General features: G+C 65.6%; 17 protein-coding genes. 10 read left to right on the forward strand and 7 right to left on the reverse strand.

The features are described 5' to 3' along the window. Positions 1–19 precede the first annotated feature (19 nt). The 9 genes from DSX2_RS08800 (at position 20) to DSX2_RS08840 (ending at position 8,765) form a co-directional block, all read left to right on the forward strand. Positions 20–595, forward strand: a complete 576-nt coding sequence (locus tag DSX2_RS08800; RefSeq protein ID WP_236615095.1) for a thermonuclease family protein — start codon at positions 20–22, stop codon at positions 593–595. 277 nt (positions 596–872) lie between these two features. Then, complete coding sequence (locus DSX2_RS08805) at positions 873–2,396, forward strand: glutamate synthase-related protein (protein WP_020879826.1); 1,524 nt, start codon at positions 873–875, stop codon at positions 2,394–2,396. Between the two features lie 6 nt (positions 2,397–2,402). After that, the gene (locus tag DSX2_RS08810) at positions 2,403–2,846 is read left to right on the forward strand and encodes a 4Fe-4S dicluster domain-containing protein (protein WP_020879827.1); all 444 of its coding nucleotides are present in this window, start codon (positions 2,403–2,405) and stop codon (positions 2,844–2,846) included. 40 nt (positions 2,847–2,886) lie between these two features. After that, entirely contained in the window at positions 2,887–4,005 is a 1,119-nt protein-coding gene (locus DSX2_RS08815; protein WP_020879828.1) for a glutamine amidotransferase family protein, read from the forward strand. A 1-nt stretch (position 4,006) separates the two neighbouring features. Further along, complete coding sequence (locus tag DSX2_RS08820) at positions 4,007–4,762, forward strand: glutamate synthase (protein ID WP_020879829.1); 756 nt, start codon at positions 4,007–4,009, stop codon at positions 4,760–4,762. 22 nt (positions 4,763–4,784) lie between these two features. Continuing rightward, positions 4,785–5,126, forward strand: coding sequence for a preprotein translocase subunit YajC (gene yajC, locus DSX2_RS08825; RefSeq protein WP_020879830.1), 342 nt, complete (start codon positions 4,785–4,787; stop codon positions 5,124–5,126). A gap of 112 nt (positions 5,127–5,238) precedes the next feature. After that, positions 5,239–6,840 (forward strand): protein translocase subunit SecD, encoded by a 1,602-nt coding sequence (gene secD / locus DSX2_RS08830; RefSeq protein WP_020879831.1) that lies wholly within the window; start codon positions 5,239–5,241, stop codon positions 6,838–6,840. Positions 6,841–6,852: 12 nt separating this feature from the next. Then, complete coding sequence (gene secF / locus DSX2_RS08835; protein ID WP_020879832.1) at positions 6,853–7,962, forward strand: protein translocase subunit SecF; 1,110 nt, start codon at positions 6,853–6,855, stop codon at positions 7,960–7,962. Between the two features lie 245 nt (positions 7,963–8,207). Continuing rightward, positions 8,208–8,765, forward strand: a complete 558-nt coding sequence (locus DSX2_RS08840; RefSeq protein ID WP_020879833.1) for an NADPH-dependent FMN reductase — start codon at positions 8,208–8,210, stop codon at positions 8,763–8,765. 52 nt (positions 8,766–8,817) lie between these two features. Here the strand turns inward: DSX2_RS08840 and DSX2_RS08845 are convergent, their stop codons facing one another. The 4 genes from DSX2_RS08845 to nadC are packed head-to-tail and all read right to left on the reverse strand — an operon-like array spanning position 8,818 to position 13,018. Then, entirely contained in the window at positions 8,818–9,471 is a 654-nt protein-coding gene (locus DSX2_RS08845) for a hypothetical protein (protein WP_020879834.1), read from the reverse strand. Between the two features lie 12 nt (positions 9,472–9,483). Beyond that, positions 9,484–11,064, reverse strand: a complete 1,581-nt coding sequence (gene nadB, locus DSX2_RS08850) for an L-aspartate oxidase (RefSeq protein WP_020879835.1) — start codon at positions 11,062–11,064, stop codon at positions 9,484–9,486. Beyond that, positions 11,061–12,116 carry a quinolinate synthase NadA gene (nadA, locus tag DSX2_RS08855; protein WP_020879836.1) on the reverse strand — a complete coding sequence of 352 codons (1,056 nt, stop codon included), beginning with the start codon at positions 12,114–12,116 and terminating at the stop codon, positions 11,061–11,063. Before nadA ends, nadB begins: the two co-directional genes overlap by 4 nt. Beyond that, complete coding sequence (gene nadC, locus DSX2_RS08860; RefSeq protein ID WP_020879837.1) at positions 12,113–13,018, reverse strand: carboxylating nicotinate-nucleotide diphosphorylase; 906 nt, start codon at positions 13,016–13,018, stop codon at positions 12,113–12,115. Before nadC ends, nadA begins: the two co-directional genes overlap by 4 nt. Before the next feature lie 144 nt (positions 13,019–13,162). On the opposite strand from nadC, the gene mgtE reads away from it, so the two are divergent. Further along, complete coding sequence (gene mgtE / locus DSX2_RS08865; protein WP_020879838.1) at positions 13,163–14,539, forward strand: magnesium transporter; 1,377 nt, start codon at positions 13,163–13,165, stop codon at positions 14,537–14,539. Positions 14,540–14,644: 105 nt separating this feature from the next. Here mgtE and DSX2_RS08870 read toward each other — a convergent pair whose 3' ends face one another. From DSX2_RS08870 to DSX2_RS08880, 3 genes are read right to left on the reverse strand one after another with little or no spacing between them, the layout of a single operon-like run. After that, entirely contained in the window at positions 14,645–15,394 is a 750-nt protein-coding gene (locus DSX2_RS08870) for a protein phosphatase CheZ (RefSeq protein WP_020879839.1), read from the reverse strand. A 22-nt stretch (positions 15,395–15,416) separates the two neighbouring features. Next, positions 15,417–15,950 (reverse strand): PilZ domain-containing protein, encoded by a 534-nt coding sequence (locus tag DSX2_RS08875; protein ID WP_020879840.1) that lies wholly within the window; start codon positions 15,948–15,950, stop codon positions 15,417–15,419. A gap of 21 nt (positions 15,951–15,971) precedes the next feature. Further along, positions 15,972–16,406, reverse strand: a complete 435-nt coding sequence (locus tag DSX2_RS08880; protein WP_020879841.1) for an NIL domain-containing protein — start codon at positions 16,404–16,406, stop codon at positions 15,972–15,974. Between the last annotated feature and the right edge of the window lie 8 nt (positions 16,407–16,414).

The following is a 16,414-nucleotide window of genomic DNA, read 5'->3' on the forward strand; positions in this document are numbered from 1 at the left end:
GCAGGCGTGTGCCGAGACGGTGCGCGTCCGCTTCGTGGCCGATGGAGACACCTTCGTGGCCGCGGACGGGCGCGTGGTCCGGCTGGCGGGCATCGACGCCCCGGAGACGGGCAAGCACGGCGCGCCTTCCCAGGCCTTTGCCGAGGCGGCTGCCGAACGATTGCGGGGGCTGGTCCTCGGCAGGGCTGTGGAAATCACCCTTGCCGGAGACGGCCGCGACCGTCACGGACGGCTTCTGGCGCTGGTCCGGCTGCCTGACGGACAACTCGCGCAGGAACTTCTCGTGCGCGAGGGGCTGGCCGTGGTTTATCCACACCCCGACAACGATCCGGCCTCCGTTTTCCGCCTGCTTCGGCTGCAGCGCGAGGCCATTCGGGAGGGCAGGGGGCTCTGGCCGAGCGTGCTCGACGCGCCCGCGAACGGCGGCAGATGGGGCGGGAATCGGGAGAGCCGGAGATTTGGCCCGCCGGACTGTCCGTTCGTGCGTCAGACCGCGAAAAAGAGGCGAATCGCTTTCAAAAGCTTGCGGGAGGCGTTTTGGGAGGGATATGCACCCTACCGCGAATGCCGTTCGCCGTTTAACCTGCAAAATTGAATAATATTAGGGGCTTTGTGTTTACAAAATTGTTCTTTTTGACATTTTTGTCATTCGCAAAACCTCAAAAATGCCTCTGAGTCCTTGATATTCCTCTGTTTATCAAATCTTGACAGCGCGCCCCGAGTGTGATTGATACGTCGGACTTTTCCTTGACGTTTAATGGGGAAATCTTAGACTCTTCATCCCCCTCCGCTCGGGAAAACCTGGCGAACATTCTTCCGGATGCAGCCTCCGAACGCGGGATGAGCGAAACGATTCAGACGAGGTGGTTCTCTTGGCTTTCACTCCCATCACCAAGACATATCACGACTTTCAGGTGGAGCGCGATCGTGAGGCCTGCATCGACTGTCAGGTCTGCGTACGGCAGTGCTCGTACGGGGTCCACTCCTGGGACGAAAATCGACAACAAGTCGTGCACGACAGTACGAAGTGCGTCGGCTGCCATCGCTGCGCCGCGCTCTGCCCGACCCAGTGCCTGACCATCCGTCGAAAGCCCTCCCAGTTCCGCGAACACAACCTCTGGAAACCGCATTTCCTGAAGTACATCTACAAGCAGGCCGAGACCGGCGGCGTGCTGCTCGGCGGCATGGGCTGCGTCACGGACATTCCGATCTACTTCGACAACATGCTCCTGGACGCGAGCCAGGTCACGAACCCGCCCATCGACCCGCTGCGCGAGCCCATGGAGCTCAAGACCTTCCTCGGCGCCAAGCCGGAGAGGCTCGAGATCGAGGCCACGCCCGACGGGCCGGCGCTGAAGACGAAGCTCGCGCCCCAGATCGAGCTCAGCTACCCGATCATGTTCGGCGCCATGAGCCTCGGGGCCATCAACTTCAATTTGCACGTGGGCCTGGCCCGCGCGGCCACCGAGCTCGGCATCACCTGGAACACGGGTGAGGGCGGCCTGCACAAGGACCTCTACCAGTACGGCGCCAACACCATCGTCCAGGTCGCCTCGGGCCGCTTCGGCGTGCACCGCGACTATCTGAACGCGGGCTGCGGCGTGGAGATCAAGATCGGCCAGGGCGCCAAGCCGGGAATCGGCGGGCACCTGCCGGGCGAGAAGATCGACGAGCGCGTCTCCCAGACGCGCATGGTCCCGATCGGCTCGGACGCCATCTCGCCCGCGCCGCACCATGACATCTACTCCATCGAGGACCTGCTGCAGCTCATCTACGCCATCAAGGAGGCCACGGCCTACACCAAGCCCGTGGCCGTGAAGATCGCCGCCGTGCACCACGCCGCGGCCATCGCCTCGGGCATCGTGCGCGCCGGTGCGGACATCGTGGTCATCGACGGCATGCGCGGCGGCACGGGCGCGGCCCCGGTCATGTTCCGCGACTACGTGGGCATCCCCATCGAGCTGGCCCTGGCCTCCGTGGACCAGCGCCTCCGTGAGGAGGGCATCCGCAACCGCGCTTCCATCGTGGCCTCGGGCGGCATCCGCTGCTCCGCCGACGTGGTCAAGGCCATCGCGCTCGGCGCGGACGCCGTGTACGTCGGCTCGGCCGCGCTCATCGCCGTGGGATGCACCATGTGCGGCCGCTGCTTCACGGGCAAGTGCCCCTGGGGCATCGCCACCAACGATCCCAAGCTGGCCAAGCGCCAGAACCCGGACATGGCCGCCCGCAAGCTGACCAATCTGGTCAAGGCCTGGGGCCACGAGATCCAGGAGATGCTCGGAGCCATGGGGCTCAACTCCATCGAGAGCCTGCGCGGCAACCGCGACAAGCTGCGCGTGGTGGGCCTCAACCAGCTCGAGTGCGACATCCTGGGCGTCAAGCACGCGGGGAGGTAAGGGACCATGCGCGTCAAACCCATCAAGGACAACTGCATCGGATGCCATCTGTGCGAGATTGCCTGCCTGACCGCGCACAGCCGGTCCAAGGACGTGATCATCGCATGGCGCAATGAGCGCGCCGAGGGGTTGACGGCCTGCAAGACCGTTCTGCACCGCGGCCCCGATGCCGTGGCCCTGTCCTGCCAGCACTGCGCGGAGCCCAAGTGCGTGCGCGCCTGCATCGCCGGCGCCCTGCGCAAGAACCCGGAGACCGGCAGGGTCGAGTACCTCGAGGAACAGTGCGTGGGCTGCTGGTCCTGCGTCATGGCCTGCCCCTTCGGCTCCATCGGCCGCAGGGAAGGCGAGGGCAAGATATACAAGTGCGACCTCTGCCAGGAGCGGGGCGCCCCGGCCTGTGTCGAGGTCTGCCCCAACGAAGCCCTGATCCTGGTAAGCGACGACGAGTAGGGCGGCCGACAGCCGTCTTTTCCCTTTGGAGGATACGACCTTGAGCATCGCTCCTCGGCACAGTTTCGACTACGAGAAAGACATCTCCGGTTGCGGCGTCTTCGGCGTCATCGACAAGAAGAAGGGCCTCATTCCCGGCTCCGTGGCCATCGACGCCATGGCGTCCATGCACGACCGCGGCAACGGCCTGGGCGGAGGCTTCGCGGCCTACGGCATCTATCCGGAGATGGCCGACTACTATTGCTTCCACGTCATGGGCTACCGCGACGAGCGGCTGCAGGAGGTGGAGGCGATCCTCAAGTCCCACTTCAACATCAAGGCCGCCGAGCCCATCCCGACCAACCTGAAGGCCAAGGTCTCCATGCCGCCCAAGGTCTGGCGCTACTTCCTGGAGCCCAGGGAGGACCGCCCCCAGTGGCGCGAGTTGGACGAGGAGGACTACGTCGTCAAGGTGGTGATGTACGTCAACACCACGCTCGGCGCCGCGGCCGACGTCGAGGAGAAGGCCTTCATCTTCTCCAGCGGGAAGAACATGGGCGCCTTCAAGGGCGTCGGCTTCCCCGAGGACATCGCCGACTTCTACCGCCTGGACGAGTACAAGGGGTACATCTGGACCGGCCACAACCGCTTCCCGACCAACACCCCGGGCTGGTGGGGCGGCGCGCATCCCTTCACGCTGCTCGACTGGTCCATCGTGCACAACGGCGAGATCTCGTCGTACGGCATCAACAAGCGCTACCTCGAGGAGCGCGGCTACGTGTGCACCCTGATGACCGACACGGAGGTCGTGGCCTACCTCATCGACCTTCTCATCCGCAAGCACGGCCTGGACAAGCGCATGGCCTCCTGGGTCTTCGCGCCGCCGTTCTGGGACGAGATCGAGCGCATGGGAGAGCGCGAAAAGAAGCTCTTCTCCACCCTGCGCATGATCTACGGCTCCGCCTGCCTCAACGGTCCCTTCGCCATTCTCGTGGGCAACAAGAGCGGCCTCTTCGGCCTCAACGACCGCGTCAAGCTGCGCCCGCTGGTCGTGGCGGAAGAGGGCGACCGCGTCTTCATGTCGAGCGAGGAGAGCGCCATCCGCGAAGTCTGTTCGACTCTCAAGACCGTCTGGGCGCCCAAGGCGGGAGAACCCGTGATCGTGGAACTGGAGGCCTAAGGTGGCTGGCAAATCCCTGAAGATCGACACGACCGGCATCTACTACCGCGAACTGAACGAGCAGATCCGCCAGGCCGTGGCCGACGGTGTCACCGAGTTCGTGCTCACCGGAGTCAAGGGCCAGCGCTACATCGCCACCGGTCTCACCGGCGATCTTTCCTTCGTGGTCCACGGCACTCCGGGCCAGGACATGGGCGCGTTCATGCGCGGCCCGCGCCTCCGCGTGGAGGGCAACGCCCAGGACGGCGTGGGCAACACCATGGACGAGGGCCGCATCGTCATCAACGGCCTGGCCGGCGACGTGCTCGGCTACGGCATGCGCGGCGGCCACATCTTCGTGCGCAACGACGTCGGCTACCGCGTGGGCATCCACATGAAGGCCTACCTGGAAAAGAGCCCGGTCATCGTCATCGGCGGCAAGGCCGGCGACTTTCTGGGCGAATACATGGCCGGCGGCGCCATCATTTTGCTTGGCATGTTCTCCGACAAGACGTATGCCCCCATCTGTGGCCGATCGCTCGGCACGGGCATGCACGGCGGCCTGATATACGTGCGCGGGGAGGTCCCTCCCGAGCAGCTTGGGCCCAAGCTCAAGTGTGTTCCGTGCGAGGACGCCGACATGGAGGTGATCACCTGCAATGTCGCGGCCTTCGCCCGTGAGTTCGACGAGACGCCGGAACTGATCCTGTCGGAACGTTTCTACAAGGTTAGCCCGTTCTCGCACAGGCCTTACGGCAACATGTACTGTCCCAGCTAACCCGAACGAGGAGAAAGCAACGATGTTCTTCGAAAGCGCTGCGTACGCCATGGGCGCCGCTCCGCAGGGCGGACAGGGAGGAGGCAATCCTATCATGTCTCTTCTCCCCCTTATCCTCATGTTCGCCATCTTCTACTTTCTGCTCATCCGTCCCCAGCAGAAGAAGGCCAAGCAGCACAAGGAATTCCTCGCGGGCCTGAAGAAAGGCGACTACGTTCTCACCGGCGGCGGCATCTACGGCCGCATCACCGAGACCGAGGGCGACACCCTGACCGTGGAGATCGCGGACAACCTGTCCATCAAGGTCAACCGCAACTTCGTCTCCGGTCCGGCCGAGGCCTCCGAGGCCAAGGGCAAGAAGTAGCCCCCGGAAAGTCCAAAATCCTTGCAGGGCAAGCGCCGCGGAAGCCCCCGGCGCTTGCCTTTGTTTTTGTGGACTGCTACAGGGCTTCCACTTTCGGAACAAAGGAGCGGTCATGAAATTGAGTCTAGGCCTGCGCATCGGCCTGATCGCCGTCGTCACGCTGCTCGGACTGGCATATATGCTGCCGTCCTTCCCCGCGGTGCGCAACTCGCCCCTCGGCAAGATCCTGCCGAGCGACCAGATCAATCTCGGTCTGGACCTCAAGGGCGGCATCCACCTCACGCTGGAAGCGGACGTGGACACCGCGCTCGACAACCAGCTGGCCCAGATGGGCAGCGAGGTCCGCGACGAGTCGCGCGACGACAAGATCGCCGTGCTCCGTCCCGAGGTCCTGCCCGGCCACAAGCTGACCTTCAGCCTGCTGCGTGCCGACCAGCGCACGGATCTGGACGAGCTTCTGAGCAAGAAGTTCCCCAACCTCGTGGTCACCGACCGCAAGCCGGGACCTGACGGCCGCATCGACTACGTCGCCAACTTCAAGCCCTCCTATGTCAAATATCTCGCGGGCATGACCGTGGATCAGGCGGTGAAGACCATCCGCAACCGCATCGACCAGTTCGGCGTGGCCGAACCGGACATCCGCAAGCAGGAAGGCAACCGCATCCAGGTGCAGCTCCCGGGCCTGAACGACCCCGAGCGCGCCATCGCCATCATCCGCCAGACAGCCCACCTGGAGTTCCGTCTGGTCGACGATTCCGTCGACATCCAGAAGGCCGAGAAGGGCATTTTGCCCCCGGGCCGCGAAGTGATGATGATGCGCACCAAGAATCCGGACGGCACCTACATGGAGCGGCCCATCGTGGTCCACTCCGAGGCGGCGCTCACGGGCCAGTCCATCGTGGACGCGGGCACGGCCTTCGACACCTGGAACCAGCCCTACGTGACCATGACCTTCGACGCGCGCGGCGCCAAGCTCTTCGAGCGGGTGACCGGCGAGAACGTGGGCAAGCGTCTGGCCATCGTGCTTGACGGCAAGGTCTACTCCGCTCCCGTGATCCAGGACCGCATCAGCGGCGGCCGCGCCCAGATCACCGGCTCCTTCAGCGTAGACCAGGCGCATGACCTGGCCCTGGTGCTGCGCGCCGGCGCCCTGCCTGCTCCGGTCAAGGTGCTCGAGCAGCGCACCGTCGGTCCCTCCCTCGGCCAGGAGTCCATCGACGCGGGCGTGAACGCGGCCATCATCGGCTTCGCCGCGGTGGTCCTCTTCATGGCCGTCTACTACGGGCTCTCCGGCATCATCGCCGATGCCGTGCTCATTCTGAATATCGTCCTCATCCTGGCGGGCTTGGCGCTCTTCGGAGCGACCCTGACCCTGCCCGGCATAGCGGGCATCATTCTGACCATAGGCATGGCCGTGGACGCCAACGTGCTCATCTACGAGCGTATACGAGAGGACCTGCGAAAAGGGCTCACGCCCCGCGCAGCCATCGCCGAGGGATACAACCGCGCCACGATCACCATCATGGACGCCAACCTGACCACGGTCTTCGCCGGCATCGTGCTGTACCAGTTCGGTACCGGCCCCATCCGTGGCTTCGCCGTGACGCTCATCCTCGGCATCGTCGCGTCCATGTTCACGGCCATCTTCGTCTCCCACGTACTCTTCGACCTCATGACCGAGCGCAGCCCCGCGCCCGCCAAGCTGAGCATCTAAGGGAGGCCGCTCATGGGACTGCACATCGTCAAGCCCGACACGCACTTCGACTTCATCGGCAAGCGCCGTTGGGCCTTCATTCTCTCCGGCACGCTGATCCTGCTGTCGTTTCTCTCCCTGGCCATCAAGGGCGGGCCGCGCTACGGCATCGACTTCGCGGGCGGCATCATCGTCCAGGTCAAGTTCGAAAAGGACGTCGACCTCGGCGCCCTGAACAAGGCCCTGTCCACCTCCGGCCTCGAAGGGGCCATGGCGCAGCGTTTCGGCCAGCAGAGCGAGCATGAGTATCTGGTCCGTCTTTCAAATTCGGACACGCCCACCGAACAGGTCCGCGCCGATCTCGAGAAGGGCCTCGAGGCCAATCTCGCCGGCAACCCCTACGAGATCCAGCGCCTGGAGAGCGTCGGCCCCAAGGTGGGCTCCGACCTCCGCTCCAAGGCCCTGGAGGCCATGTTCTACGCCACGCTGCTCATCGCCATCTACATCTCGGGACGTTTCGAGCAGCGCTGGATGGCCGCGGCCATCATGGCCGCCTGTTTGGCCGGCGGCATCTACGTGCTGAAGCTCGTGGGCGTGCCCACGGCCGGCCTGATCATCGCCGCCCTGATCATCACCATGCTCCTGTGCTGGAAGCTTCGGCTGAACTACGCGCTTGGCGCGGTCATCTCGCTGATGCACGACGTGATCATGGTCGTGGGCATATTCTCGATCCTGGACAAGGAGTTCGACCTCACGGTCGTGGCCGCCGTCCTGACGATCATCGGCTACTCGCTGAACGACACGATCATCGTTTACGACCGCATCCGCGAGAACATCCTGGCCAAGAGCGCGCCGACCTTCGCAGAGACGCTGAACGTCAGCGTCAACCAGACCCTGTCGCGCACGCTGCTGACCTCGGGCACCACGATGCTCGTCATCATCTGCCTGTTCTTCTTCGGCGGCGGTGTGATCCACGACTTCTCGCTGGCCATGCTCATCGGCGTCTTCTTCGGCACCTACTCCTCGATCTACGTCGCCAGCCCCGTGCTGCTGGCCTTCGACCCCCGCTCCTTCGAGCGCGAGGCGGAGATCGCGCAGAAGAAGACGGAGCGCAAGAAGCCCAATCCCGACGGCGACGTGTAGTCGACCGGGAATCCGGATATATGCGGCGAAAGGCCGGAGGATCGAGCATCCTCCGGCCTTTCGTCTTTTCGTCCGCCTCTTGCCTCGGGTTCTCCGGCGTGCATCACACTTGCGGAGTGCTGTGAGCTCGGCTAAGCAGCAACATGGATTTATCCCCTCCGTCGGGCGCACGGACCCTTCGTCCGCGACGGATCCGGCGGGGAAACAGACATGGCGGCCGGAAACGGTCCCCAAGGAGAAGGAACATGTCGCAGCAGATATCCATCCTCGGCTTTGCCGGCAGCCTGCGCCGGGAATCGTTCAACCGTGCGCTCTTGCGGGCGGCGCACGAGCTGCTTCCGTCCGAGGCGGACCTGACGACTTTCGATCTCGAGGGCATCCCGCCCTTCAACGCGGACAAGGAGAACGATCCGGTCCCCAAGGTCACGGAGTTCAAGGCGGCCGTCCGTGCCGCGGACGCCCTGTTGATCGTGACCCCGGAGTACAACTACTCCATGCCCGGCGTCCTCAAGAACGCCCTGGACGCCGCCTCGCGTCCCTACGGCGACAATGCCCTGGACGACAAGCCTCTGGCGATCATGGGAGCTTCGTCAGGCATGCTCGGCACGGCCCGAGCCCAGTATCACCTGCGCCAGAGCTGCGTCTTCCTGAACATGCATCCCCTGAATCGCCCGGAGGTCATGGTGCCTTTCGCCCAGGAGAAGATCGACGCGAACGGCGTGGTGATCGACGAAAAGACGCGGCAGAAGATCGCGGAGCTGCTCCAAGCGCTCGTGGCCTGGACGCGGCGCCTGAAGAGCTGATGCTTGTCCGTTGACGAGAGAAGGGGAGAGAACGGCGACGGGGGGGGGCGGTTTACGGGGCGGGGGGCGTGCCTTCCGCCACCGAGGCCGCGATCACGTATTCGGCCAGGCACAGGCCGACGCTCTCCGAGAGGTGCGGGTCGTCCTCACGCTCCCAGGTCATCTCGTCGAAGACCCCGAGAAGGGCCACGAGGGCGCGCAGGCAGAGCGCGAAATCCCCGTGCGCGCATGCGGACAGGGCGCACGAGCTCGCAACCTCGGCGGCCCGGCCCAGGCGCAGGCCCGTCGCTCCGCGCGCGTGCAGCGCCTGCTCGAGTTCCGCGGACAGCGCCGCGCCGTCGAACGGGGAGCCGGACGAGGGCGTCTGCAGGGTGCGCCCTGGCGAGGCACCGCAGTATCGTGCGTGGAATTCCGCGAACCGCTTGCTGTCGCGCATGCGGGCCAGTTCTTCGGAGAGGTCGAGGTTCACCCAGCCCGCGCTGATCTGGCCCGTGGGCTTCTTGAGCGCCCAGCCGCCCAGGGAATCGACGATGCGCGAGCGCTGGCTCTCGGCAAAGAGGAGCAGGCGCTGCGCGCTGTCCAGGACTTCCCTGCCAGCGGCCTCGTGGCCGCGCCGCAGGAGTTCCCCGGCCAGGGAGAAGAGTATCTCCAGGCGGAAGTCGAGGCTCGCCACGATCTTGGTCAGGCTGACTGCGGTCAGGAGCATCCTGCGTCCTTTCTAGTCCACCCTGTGGTGGCAGCCGGAGGTGCGCGTGTTGCGCAGGGCCGAGCTGGTGATGATGTAGGCCGTCTGGCAGCCGTGAAAGAGGTCCACGAGCTCCTTGGTGATGGGCGTCTCGCGGTAGAACTTCTGGACCTGGTGGTACTGGTTGTTGATGTCTGACATGGCCCGCTTCAGGCGCGCCGTGGAGCGGGAGATGCCCACGTAGTTCCACATGGTGTGGCGCAGTGCGGCCCAGTCCTGCATGATCAGCGCCGGGTCCTCGTCGTGCGTCGTGCCCGGGGTCTCCCAGTCGGGTATGGAGGCCAGGAGCTTGGGCTGCAGAAAGGTCTTCTTGTGCAGGGCGCGGGCGATCTCGTGTCCCGCCTCGTAGCCCCAGAGCAGGCCTTCGAGCAGGGAAGTGCTGGCCAGGCGGTTGGCGCCGTGGATGCCCGTGCAGGCGCATTCGCCCACGGCGTAGAGGCGCTTGAGCGTGGTGCGTCCGCGGTCGTCGGTCAGCACGCCGCCGCAGAAGTAGTGCGCTGCCGGCACCACCGGGATGGGCTGGCGCGTCATGTCGATGCCCGCCTCCATGCAGCGCTTGTGGATGGTGGGGAAGCGCTTGGGCAGGTCCAGGGAAACGTGGTTGGCCACGTCCAGGAAGACGCAGGGCTCGCCCGAGCGCAGCATCTCGGACATGATCGCCCGGGTGACGATGTCGCGCGGCGCGAGGTCCGCCCGGGCGTCGTAGCGCGGCATGAAGGCCTCTCCCTCGGCGTTCAGCAGCTTCGCTCCCTCGCCGCGCACCGCCTCGGAGACCAGGAAGCGCTGCTTGGACTTCTGGTAGAGCGCCGTGGGGTGGAACTGCACGAACTCGCTGTTCATGGTCCAGGCGCCCGCGCGGTAGGCCATGGCCAGGCCCGAGCCGATGGAGTCCTTGGTGTTGGTGGTGTGCAGGTAGATCTGGCCGACTCCGCCCGTGGCCAGCACCGTGACGTCGGCCAGCAGCGTCTCCACGTGGCCGTTGTCTCCGTTGTAGACGTAGGCGCCCACGCACTGGTTCTCGAGCGAGTAGCGGTAGTCCAGATGGCAGCTGTGGTGGTGCGTGGTCAGAAGGTCGATGGCCGTGCGGTTGGTGAGGATCCTGATGTTGGGCGAGGCGAGCACCGCGGCGGCCAGGCTGTCCATGATGGCCTTGCCCGTGAAGTCGGCGCAGTGGGCGATGCGCGGCCGCGAGTGGCCGCCCTCGCGCGTCAGGGAGAGCTCGCCGCCCGGAGTGCGGTCGAAGGGCACGTCGACCCGGTCCATGAGCACCTTTTCCACGGCCTCCGGCCCCTTGCGGGCCAGGTGCTGCACGGCGCGGACGTAGTTGTGCCGCCAGCCGGCCACGAGCACGTCGCGTACGAGGTCCTTGGCGTCGTCGTCGCCGCCCTTGTAGATGATGCCGCCCTGCGCCAGGGCGGTGTTGTTCATGGAGATGCTGTCCGCGGCCGTGAGCAGGGTGACCTCGAAGCCCTGGTCCGCGAGCTGCAGCGCGCACGTGGCCCCGGCGATGCCGGAGCCGATGATCAGGACCGGGGTGGTCAGGGCGGCGCTCACTTGCAGGCCTCCAGCATGCGTTCGACCGAGAGCTTGGCCGGAGCGGCCAGCTCGGGCGGCACGGACACGCGGCATTCGGAGATGACCTTCTCCAGACAGTGCCTGAGCTTGTCCTCGGTGATCTTGCCCATGTTCTCGCAGGCGCTTTCGATGAGCGGCACGATGTTCTTCCTGCCCGCGTACTTCACGGCCAGGCGGCGCACGAGATTGATCTCCGTGCCTACATAGACGGTCGCACCCTCGGGCGCCTTCTCGCAGAAATCGATGATGCTCCGCGTGGAGCCGCTGGCGTCGGCCATGCGCACGACCTCGGGACGGCATTCGGGGTGGACCACGATCAGCGCGCCGGGCGTGGCCGCGCGCGCGGCCTCCATGTGTTCGGGCTTCATGCGGTGGTGGATGGCGCACATGCCGGGCCAGATCAGGAGCTTGGCCTTGTCGGCCGCGGCCATGTCCACCTTGCCGCCGTCGCCGCGCACGTCGAGGATCAGGCGCTCGGCCTCGGGCATTCCCAGGGCGTCAGCCGTGTTCCAGGCCAGGTTCTTGTCCGGCAGGAAGCAGACCGCGTCGCCGCGCTCGAGCGCCCAGCGCATCATGGTGCCCGCGTTGGCCGAGGTGCAGACCGCGCCTCCCATGGCCCCGACCACGGCCTTCACGGCGGCGGAGGAGTTCACGTAGGCCAGGGGGACGATGGTGCGGCCGGTGGAGGCGAGGCGCTTGAGCACGGACTCGACCCGGCCCGCAGGCGCCATGGCGGCCATGATGCAGTCCGCGTCGAGGTCGGGCAGGCGCACCTTCTGGAAGTCGCGCGCCAGGATGGCTGCTGTCTCGGCCATGAAGTAGACGCCGCAGAAGACGATGTACTCCGCCTTGAGCTCGGGGATGCGCCTGGCCAGTTCCAGGGAGTCGCCCACGACGTCCGCGTGCGCGACGATCTCGTCGCGCTGGTAGTGGTGGGCCATGATCACCAGGCGGCGGCCCAGCACGTCCTTGATGGTGGCGATGGCCTCCGCGGCCGTCGGCTCCGTGGAAGCGGTGGAATCGGTGTTCATGATGCGGGATCCTCGTGTTTCGCTTTGCCGCGCACGACGCGCAGGCTGATGTCGGCGGTGGGGGCGGAGTGGGTGAGACGGCCCACCGACACGAAGTCGGCGCCGAGCGTCGCCAGTTCGCCCAGGCGATCGAAGGACACGCCGCCGCTGATCTCGGTCTCGATTCCCGAAGGCACGAGACCGAGCGCCTCGGCCATTGTCGGCATGTCCATGTTGTCCAGCATGATGCGTTGCGCCTCGCAGGCGACTGCCTCGCGCACCTCGTCAAGGGTCCGGCATTCCACCTCGATGGGCGGGCAGGGGGAATAGGCGGCGCGCAGCATCGCCACGGCCCCGGTGATGCTTCCGGCGCGGTCGAGATGGGTGTCCTTGAGCATGAGCATTTCGGCCAGGTCCATGCGGTGGTTCAGGCCGCCGCCCACGCGCACGGCGTACTTCTCGGCATGGCGAAGCCCGGGCAGGGTCTTTCGCGTGTCCAGGAGCCGCGTGCGTGAACCTTTGAGCTGTGCGGCATAGTGTTTCGTCAGCGTGGCGATGCCGCTCAAGTGGCAGAGGAAGTTCAGGATGATTCGCTCGGCCTTGAGGAGCGGCGCGGCAGGGCCTTCGAGCAGAAAGAGCCGCGTGCCGGGCTCGACCTCGTCGCCGTCGTGCACGGCCATGCGCAGATCGAAGTCCTCGGGTGCGGCGTCGGCAAGCGCGGCCAGGACGAGGGGGATGACAGGCAGCCCGGCGATCACGAGGCGCTCCTTGGCCACGCCCTCCGCGACCAGCCGCTCGCCCTGCGCGAAGAGCGCCAGGCTCGTCAGATCCGGGCCGTCTTCCTCCAAGGCCGTGGACACGGCGCGCAGCAGAAAGTCCCGGGGCTTCCCCTGAAAGAAGGAATCGAAAAGAGTTTGTGACATGGGAAGGATATGTAGCAGATTTTCCTCGCCAGACAAAGAGCAGTTCGACACACTCAGCCTGCCGCGAAGTTCCGGCGAGGCCCGGAAAATCGACGTGTGGCGGGCGTTTTGACGCCGCCCCATAATTGAGATACCTGCAACGCCATGCCAGAAAATGACCGCCTCGAGCAGCGCAGCCCGACTTCCGGCTCACCGGAGGGACCGGGCGAGCCCGAGACCTCGCCCGAGCTCTCCCAGAACGCCTCGCGCTTCGACGAGGAGCACCCGGCCGACGTGGCCTCGCGCCTGGAGAGTCTCGAGTTCGAGGACCAGCTCCGCCTGATCGGCTCCCTGCCGCCCGAGGACGCCGCGGACTCCGTGGCCGAGATGGAGCGCTTCGAGCGCAGCGAGCTCATGCGCCGCCTCGAGCCCGCCCAGGCCGCCTCCCTGCTCGGAGAGATGGCCCCGGACGACGCCGCGGACGTGCTCGAGGAGCTCGGCAAGGACGAGGCGCAGGAGCTCCTCGCCCGCGTGGACACGGCCGATGCGGCCGAGATCCGCAGGCTCATGGTCTACGCCCCGGATACCGCGGGCGGGGCCATGAACACCGAGATCGTCATTCTGGACGAACGGTTGACCGCGGACCAGGCCATCCAGGTCATCCGCAGCGAGATCAAGGACAAGGAGGTCCCGTACTACGCCTACCTCGTGGACGGCGAGGAACTGCTGACGGGCGTCCTGTCCATGCGCGACCTGCTTCTGGCCCCTCCGGGCGAGATGCTCATGGACCTCGCCAGGGGGCAGGTGCTCGTCTCCGTGACCTTCGACGTTGACCGCGAGGAGGTCGCGCGGCTCATCTCGCACTACAACTTTCTCGCCATCCCGGTGGTCGATTACGACGACAGGCTCCTCGGCGCGGTGACGCACGACGACGTCATCGACATCATCCACGAGGAGGCCACCGAGGACATGCAGCGCATGGTCGGCGCCGCGGCCGACGAATCCGTGGACAGCCCCTGGACGTATTCCATCGCCAAACGGCTGCCCTGGCTCATGGTCAACATGCTGAACTCCGCCGTCTCGGCCTACGTGGTCCATCTCTTCGAGGGCTCCATAGCCCAGATGGCCATCCTGGCCGTGCTCATGCCCATGGTCGCCAACCAGGCGGGCAACACCGGGCAGCAGGCCCTGGCGGTCATGATCCGCCAGATGGCCGTGGAGAAGATCGACCCCAAGAAGCGCTGGTACGCCATGATGCGCGAACTCAAGATCGGCTTGGCCAACGGCCTCCTCGTCTCCTGCTTCGTGCTCCTGGCCGTCTACCTGATCACGTCCAAGGGCGTGCTCGCCTCGGTCATGGCCGGAGCCATGCTCCTGGACATGCTCGTGGGCTCCCTGGCCGGATCGGGCATCCCGCTCCTGCTCAAGCAGCTGGGGCGCGACCCGGCCCAGGCCTCGACCATCTTCCTGACCATGCTGACCGACTCCCTCGGCTTCTTCTTCTTTCTGGGCCTCGCGCAGCTCTTTCTTTTGCGGCGCTGAAGCCCGCGTTCGTTTGATGCGACCTGTCCACACGACCGGGCGAAAAAGCGAAAGGCCCGGGAGCGTTCTGCTCCCGGGCCTTTCGCGTGGCGCGGAAAACGGCTGCTAGTCCATGCCGAGCTGGGAGAGCAGGTCGTCCACGTCGCCCTGGCTGGCCTCCTTCTGGGGGCCCTTGAGCTCGGAGACGCGCTGCCTGGCTTCGGCCTCGATGGTGTCGAGATCCTTTTCCGGGAACTGTTCCTTGGCCTTGATCTTGAGGCCCGCGCCCATGAACAGCTCGAAGGTGATGCGCTCGATCTGCTTGACCGCGCCGATGACCCGCTTGATGCGCTGGCCCGTGAGATCCTGGAAGGAGAGGGCGGTCATGATGGTCATCAGGTCCGTGCCCAGCTCCTCGTTCATGACCAGCAGATCGGAGAGGTCGCCGCTTTCGCCCGCGGCCCCGCCGTCCTGCAGGCGGCGCAGCTTCTCGGCCACCTCGGCCTGGCGGTCCATGTGCTTCTCCACGATGTCCATTATCTGCACCGCGGCCTGTTCCGTGGTCTGCAGGATCTGATCGAGCTGGTCCGAGGTCTCGAGCAGCAGCTGGCCCGTGCGCTCGCGCGAGAGGGGCGGCTCGGCCTCCTCTCCGCCGTCGTTCTTGGTGGCGGTGTTGATCTCGCGGTAGATCAGCCTGAGCCCGTCCTGCAGTTCGCCGGAAAGGTGGCGGAAGAACTCGCCCTCCACCAGCATGCGGCTGATGTTCTTCTGCATCTCTTTTTCGACGGAGACGGCCACGGACTGCCGCAGGTCGCTGGCGATGCGGTCGGAGACCTTGTCCAGGAGGGAGGCGATGAATTTCTCGTTCTCGTTCATGATCCTGCCAGTGGTTCGGGGTTCAGCTCCATTTCTGCTCGCGGATGCGGGCCCGCTGCTCCTTGAACACGAACTGCACTATCTGCTCGAGATCGGCGTCGCGCACCTTGACGAACTCCACGGCCCAGACCGGGATTCCGGCCGCGTCCTCGGTCTCCTTGCGGACCACTCGGCCCACGACGCCGGCCAGGGCCAGGGGGAAGGAGGAGAGGACCAGGATCATCTCGAGATGGTCGTCGGAACGGAAGGGCTCGGCGATGCGGCAGAGAACGCCCGCGCCGCTGATCTCCACCACCTGCCCCTGCAGGGGATAGTCTTCCTGGATCATCTTCCGGGAGCTGAGGCTGATGAGGATGTCGAGCTTGCGGTCGAGTTCGATGAGGAAGTCGCTGAGAGCCGGGGGGAGGCCGGAATGCTTGACCTCGTCGAGGTCGCTCTTGATCTCGCAGCCGGGGCAGTCGAAGCCGACAGGGAAGCCGGCGTCCGGTCCGACGCGGCGCATGTAGACCTTGAGCGCCGTCTCTATGCGTGAGAACGTCCTCTTTTCGTCCGCCATGCCGCGCCTCCCTGGCTCGTGCTATTGCAGGATGCCGTTTTCGAGATCCACGTCCATGGCCTTGACCGGACAGACCTTCACGCACATGCCGCAGGCGGAGCATCTCTCGGCGTCGAAGAGCACGCGGCGGCTCCCCTTGTCCACGCACAGCGCGCCAGTGGTGCACAGGGAAGTGCACAGCCCGCAGTGCATGCAGGAATCCTCGTCGCGGGATATCTTCTGGGCCACGGGAGTGACGCGCACTCCCTGCTCCTTCAGGTAGTCCGTGCCCTGGCGGAAGCTTTCCTCGCTGCCCGAAATCTCGAGGGTCATGAAGCCCTCCTGGCGGGGATTGATCTGGGCCTTCAGGATGTTGAAGGTCAGGTCGTAGTTGCGCGCCAGGTTGCAGACCAGGGGTTGGCTGGAGCGTCCGGGAGGGAAGGCCAGATAGATGATCTTGCGGTATGTCTTGTCCATGGCTGATC

The sequence above is a fragment of the Desulfovibrio sp. X2 genome (assembly GCF_000422205.1).
Classification (GTDB): Bacteria; Desulfobacterota; Desulfovibrionia; order Desulfovibrionales; family Desulfovibrionaceae; genus Alkalidesulfovibrio.

Coding starts and splice junctions, on each gene's coding strand:
- DSX2_RS08810 (WP_020879827.1), top strand. CDS start 2,403: ATGCGCGTCAAACCCATCAAGGACAACTGCATCGGATGCCATCTGTGC.
- yajC (WP_020879830.1), top strand. CDS start 4,785: ATGTTCTTCGAAAGCGCTGCGTACGCCATGGGCGCCGCTCCGCAGGGC.
- secD (WP_020879831.1), top strand. CDS start 5,239: ATGAAATTGAGTCTAGGCCTGCGCATCGGCCTGATCGCCGTCGTCACG.
- secF (WP_020879832.1), top strand. CDS start 6,853: ATGGGACTGCACATCGTCAAGCCCGACACGCACTTCGACTTCATCGGC.
- DSX2_RS08840 (WP_020879833.1), top strand. CDS start 8,208: ATGTCGCAGCAGATATCCATCCTCGGCTTTGCCGGCAGCCTGCGCCGG.
- DSX2_RS08845 (WP_020879834.1), bottom strand. CDS start 9,471: ATGCTCCTGACCGCAGTCAGCCTGACCAAGATCGTGGCGAGCCTCGAC.
- nadA (WP_020879836.1), bottom strand. CDS start 12,116: ATGAACACCGATTCCACCGCTTCCACGGAGCCGACGGCCGCGGAGGCC.
- nadC (WP_020879837.1), bottom strand. CDS start 13,018: ATGTCACAAACTCTTTTCGATTCCTTCTTTCAGGGGAAGCCCCGGGAC.
- mgtE (WP_020879838.1), top strand. CDS start 13,163: ATGCCAGAAAATGACCGCCTCGAGCAGCGCAGCCCGACTTCCGGCTCA.
- DSX2_RS08870 (WP_020879839.1), bottom strand. CDS start 15,394: ATGAACGAGAACGAGAAATTCATCGCCTCCCTCCTGGACAAGGTCTCC.
- DSX2_RS08875 (WP_020879840.1), bottom strand. CDS start 15,950: ATGGCGGACGAAAAGAGGACGTTCTCACGCATAGAGACGGCGCTCAAG.
- DSX2_RS08880 (WP_020879841.1), bottom strand. CDS start 16,406: ATGGACAAGACATACCGCAAGATCATCTATCTGGCCTTCCCTCCCGGA.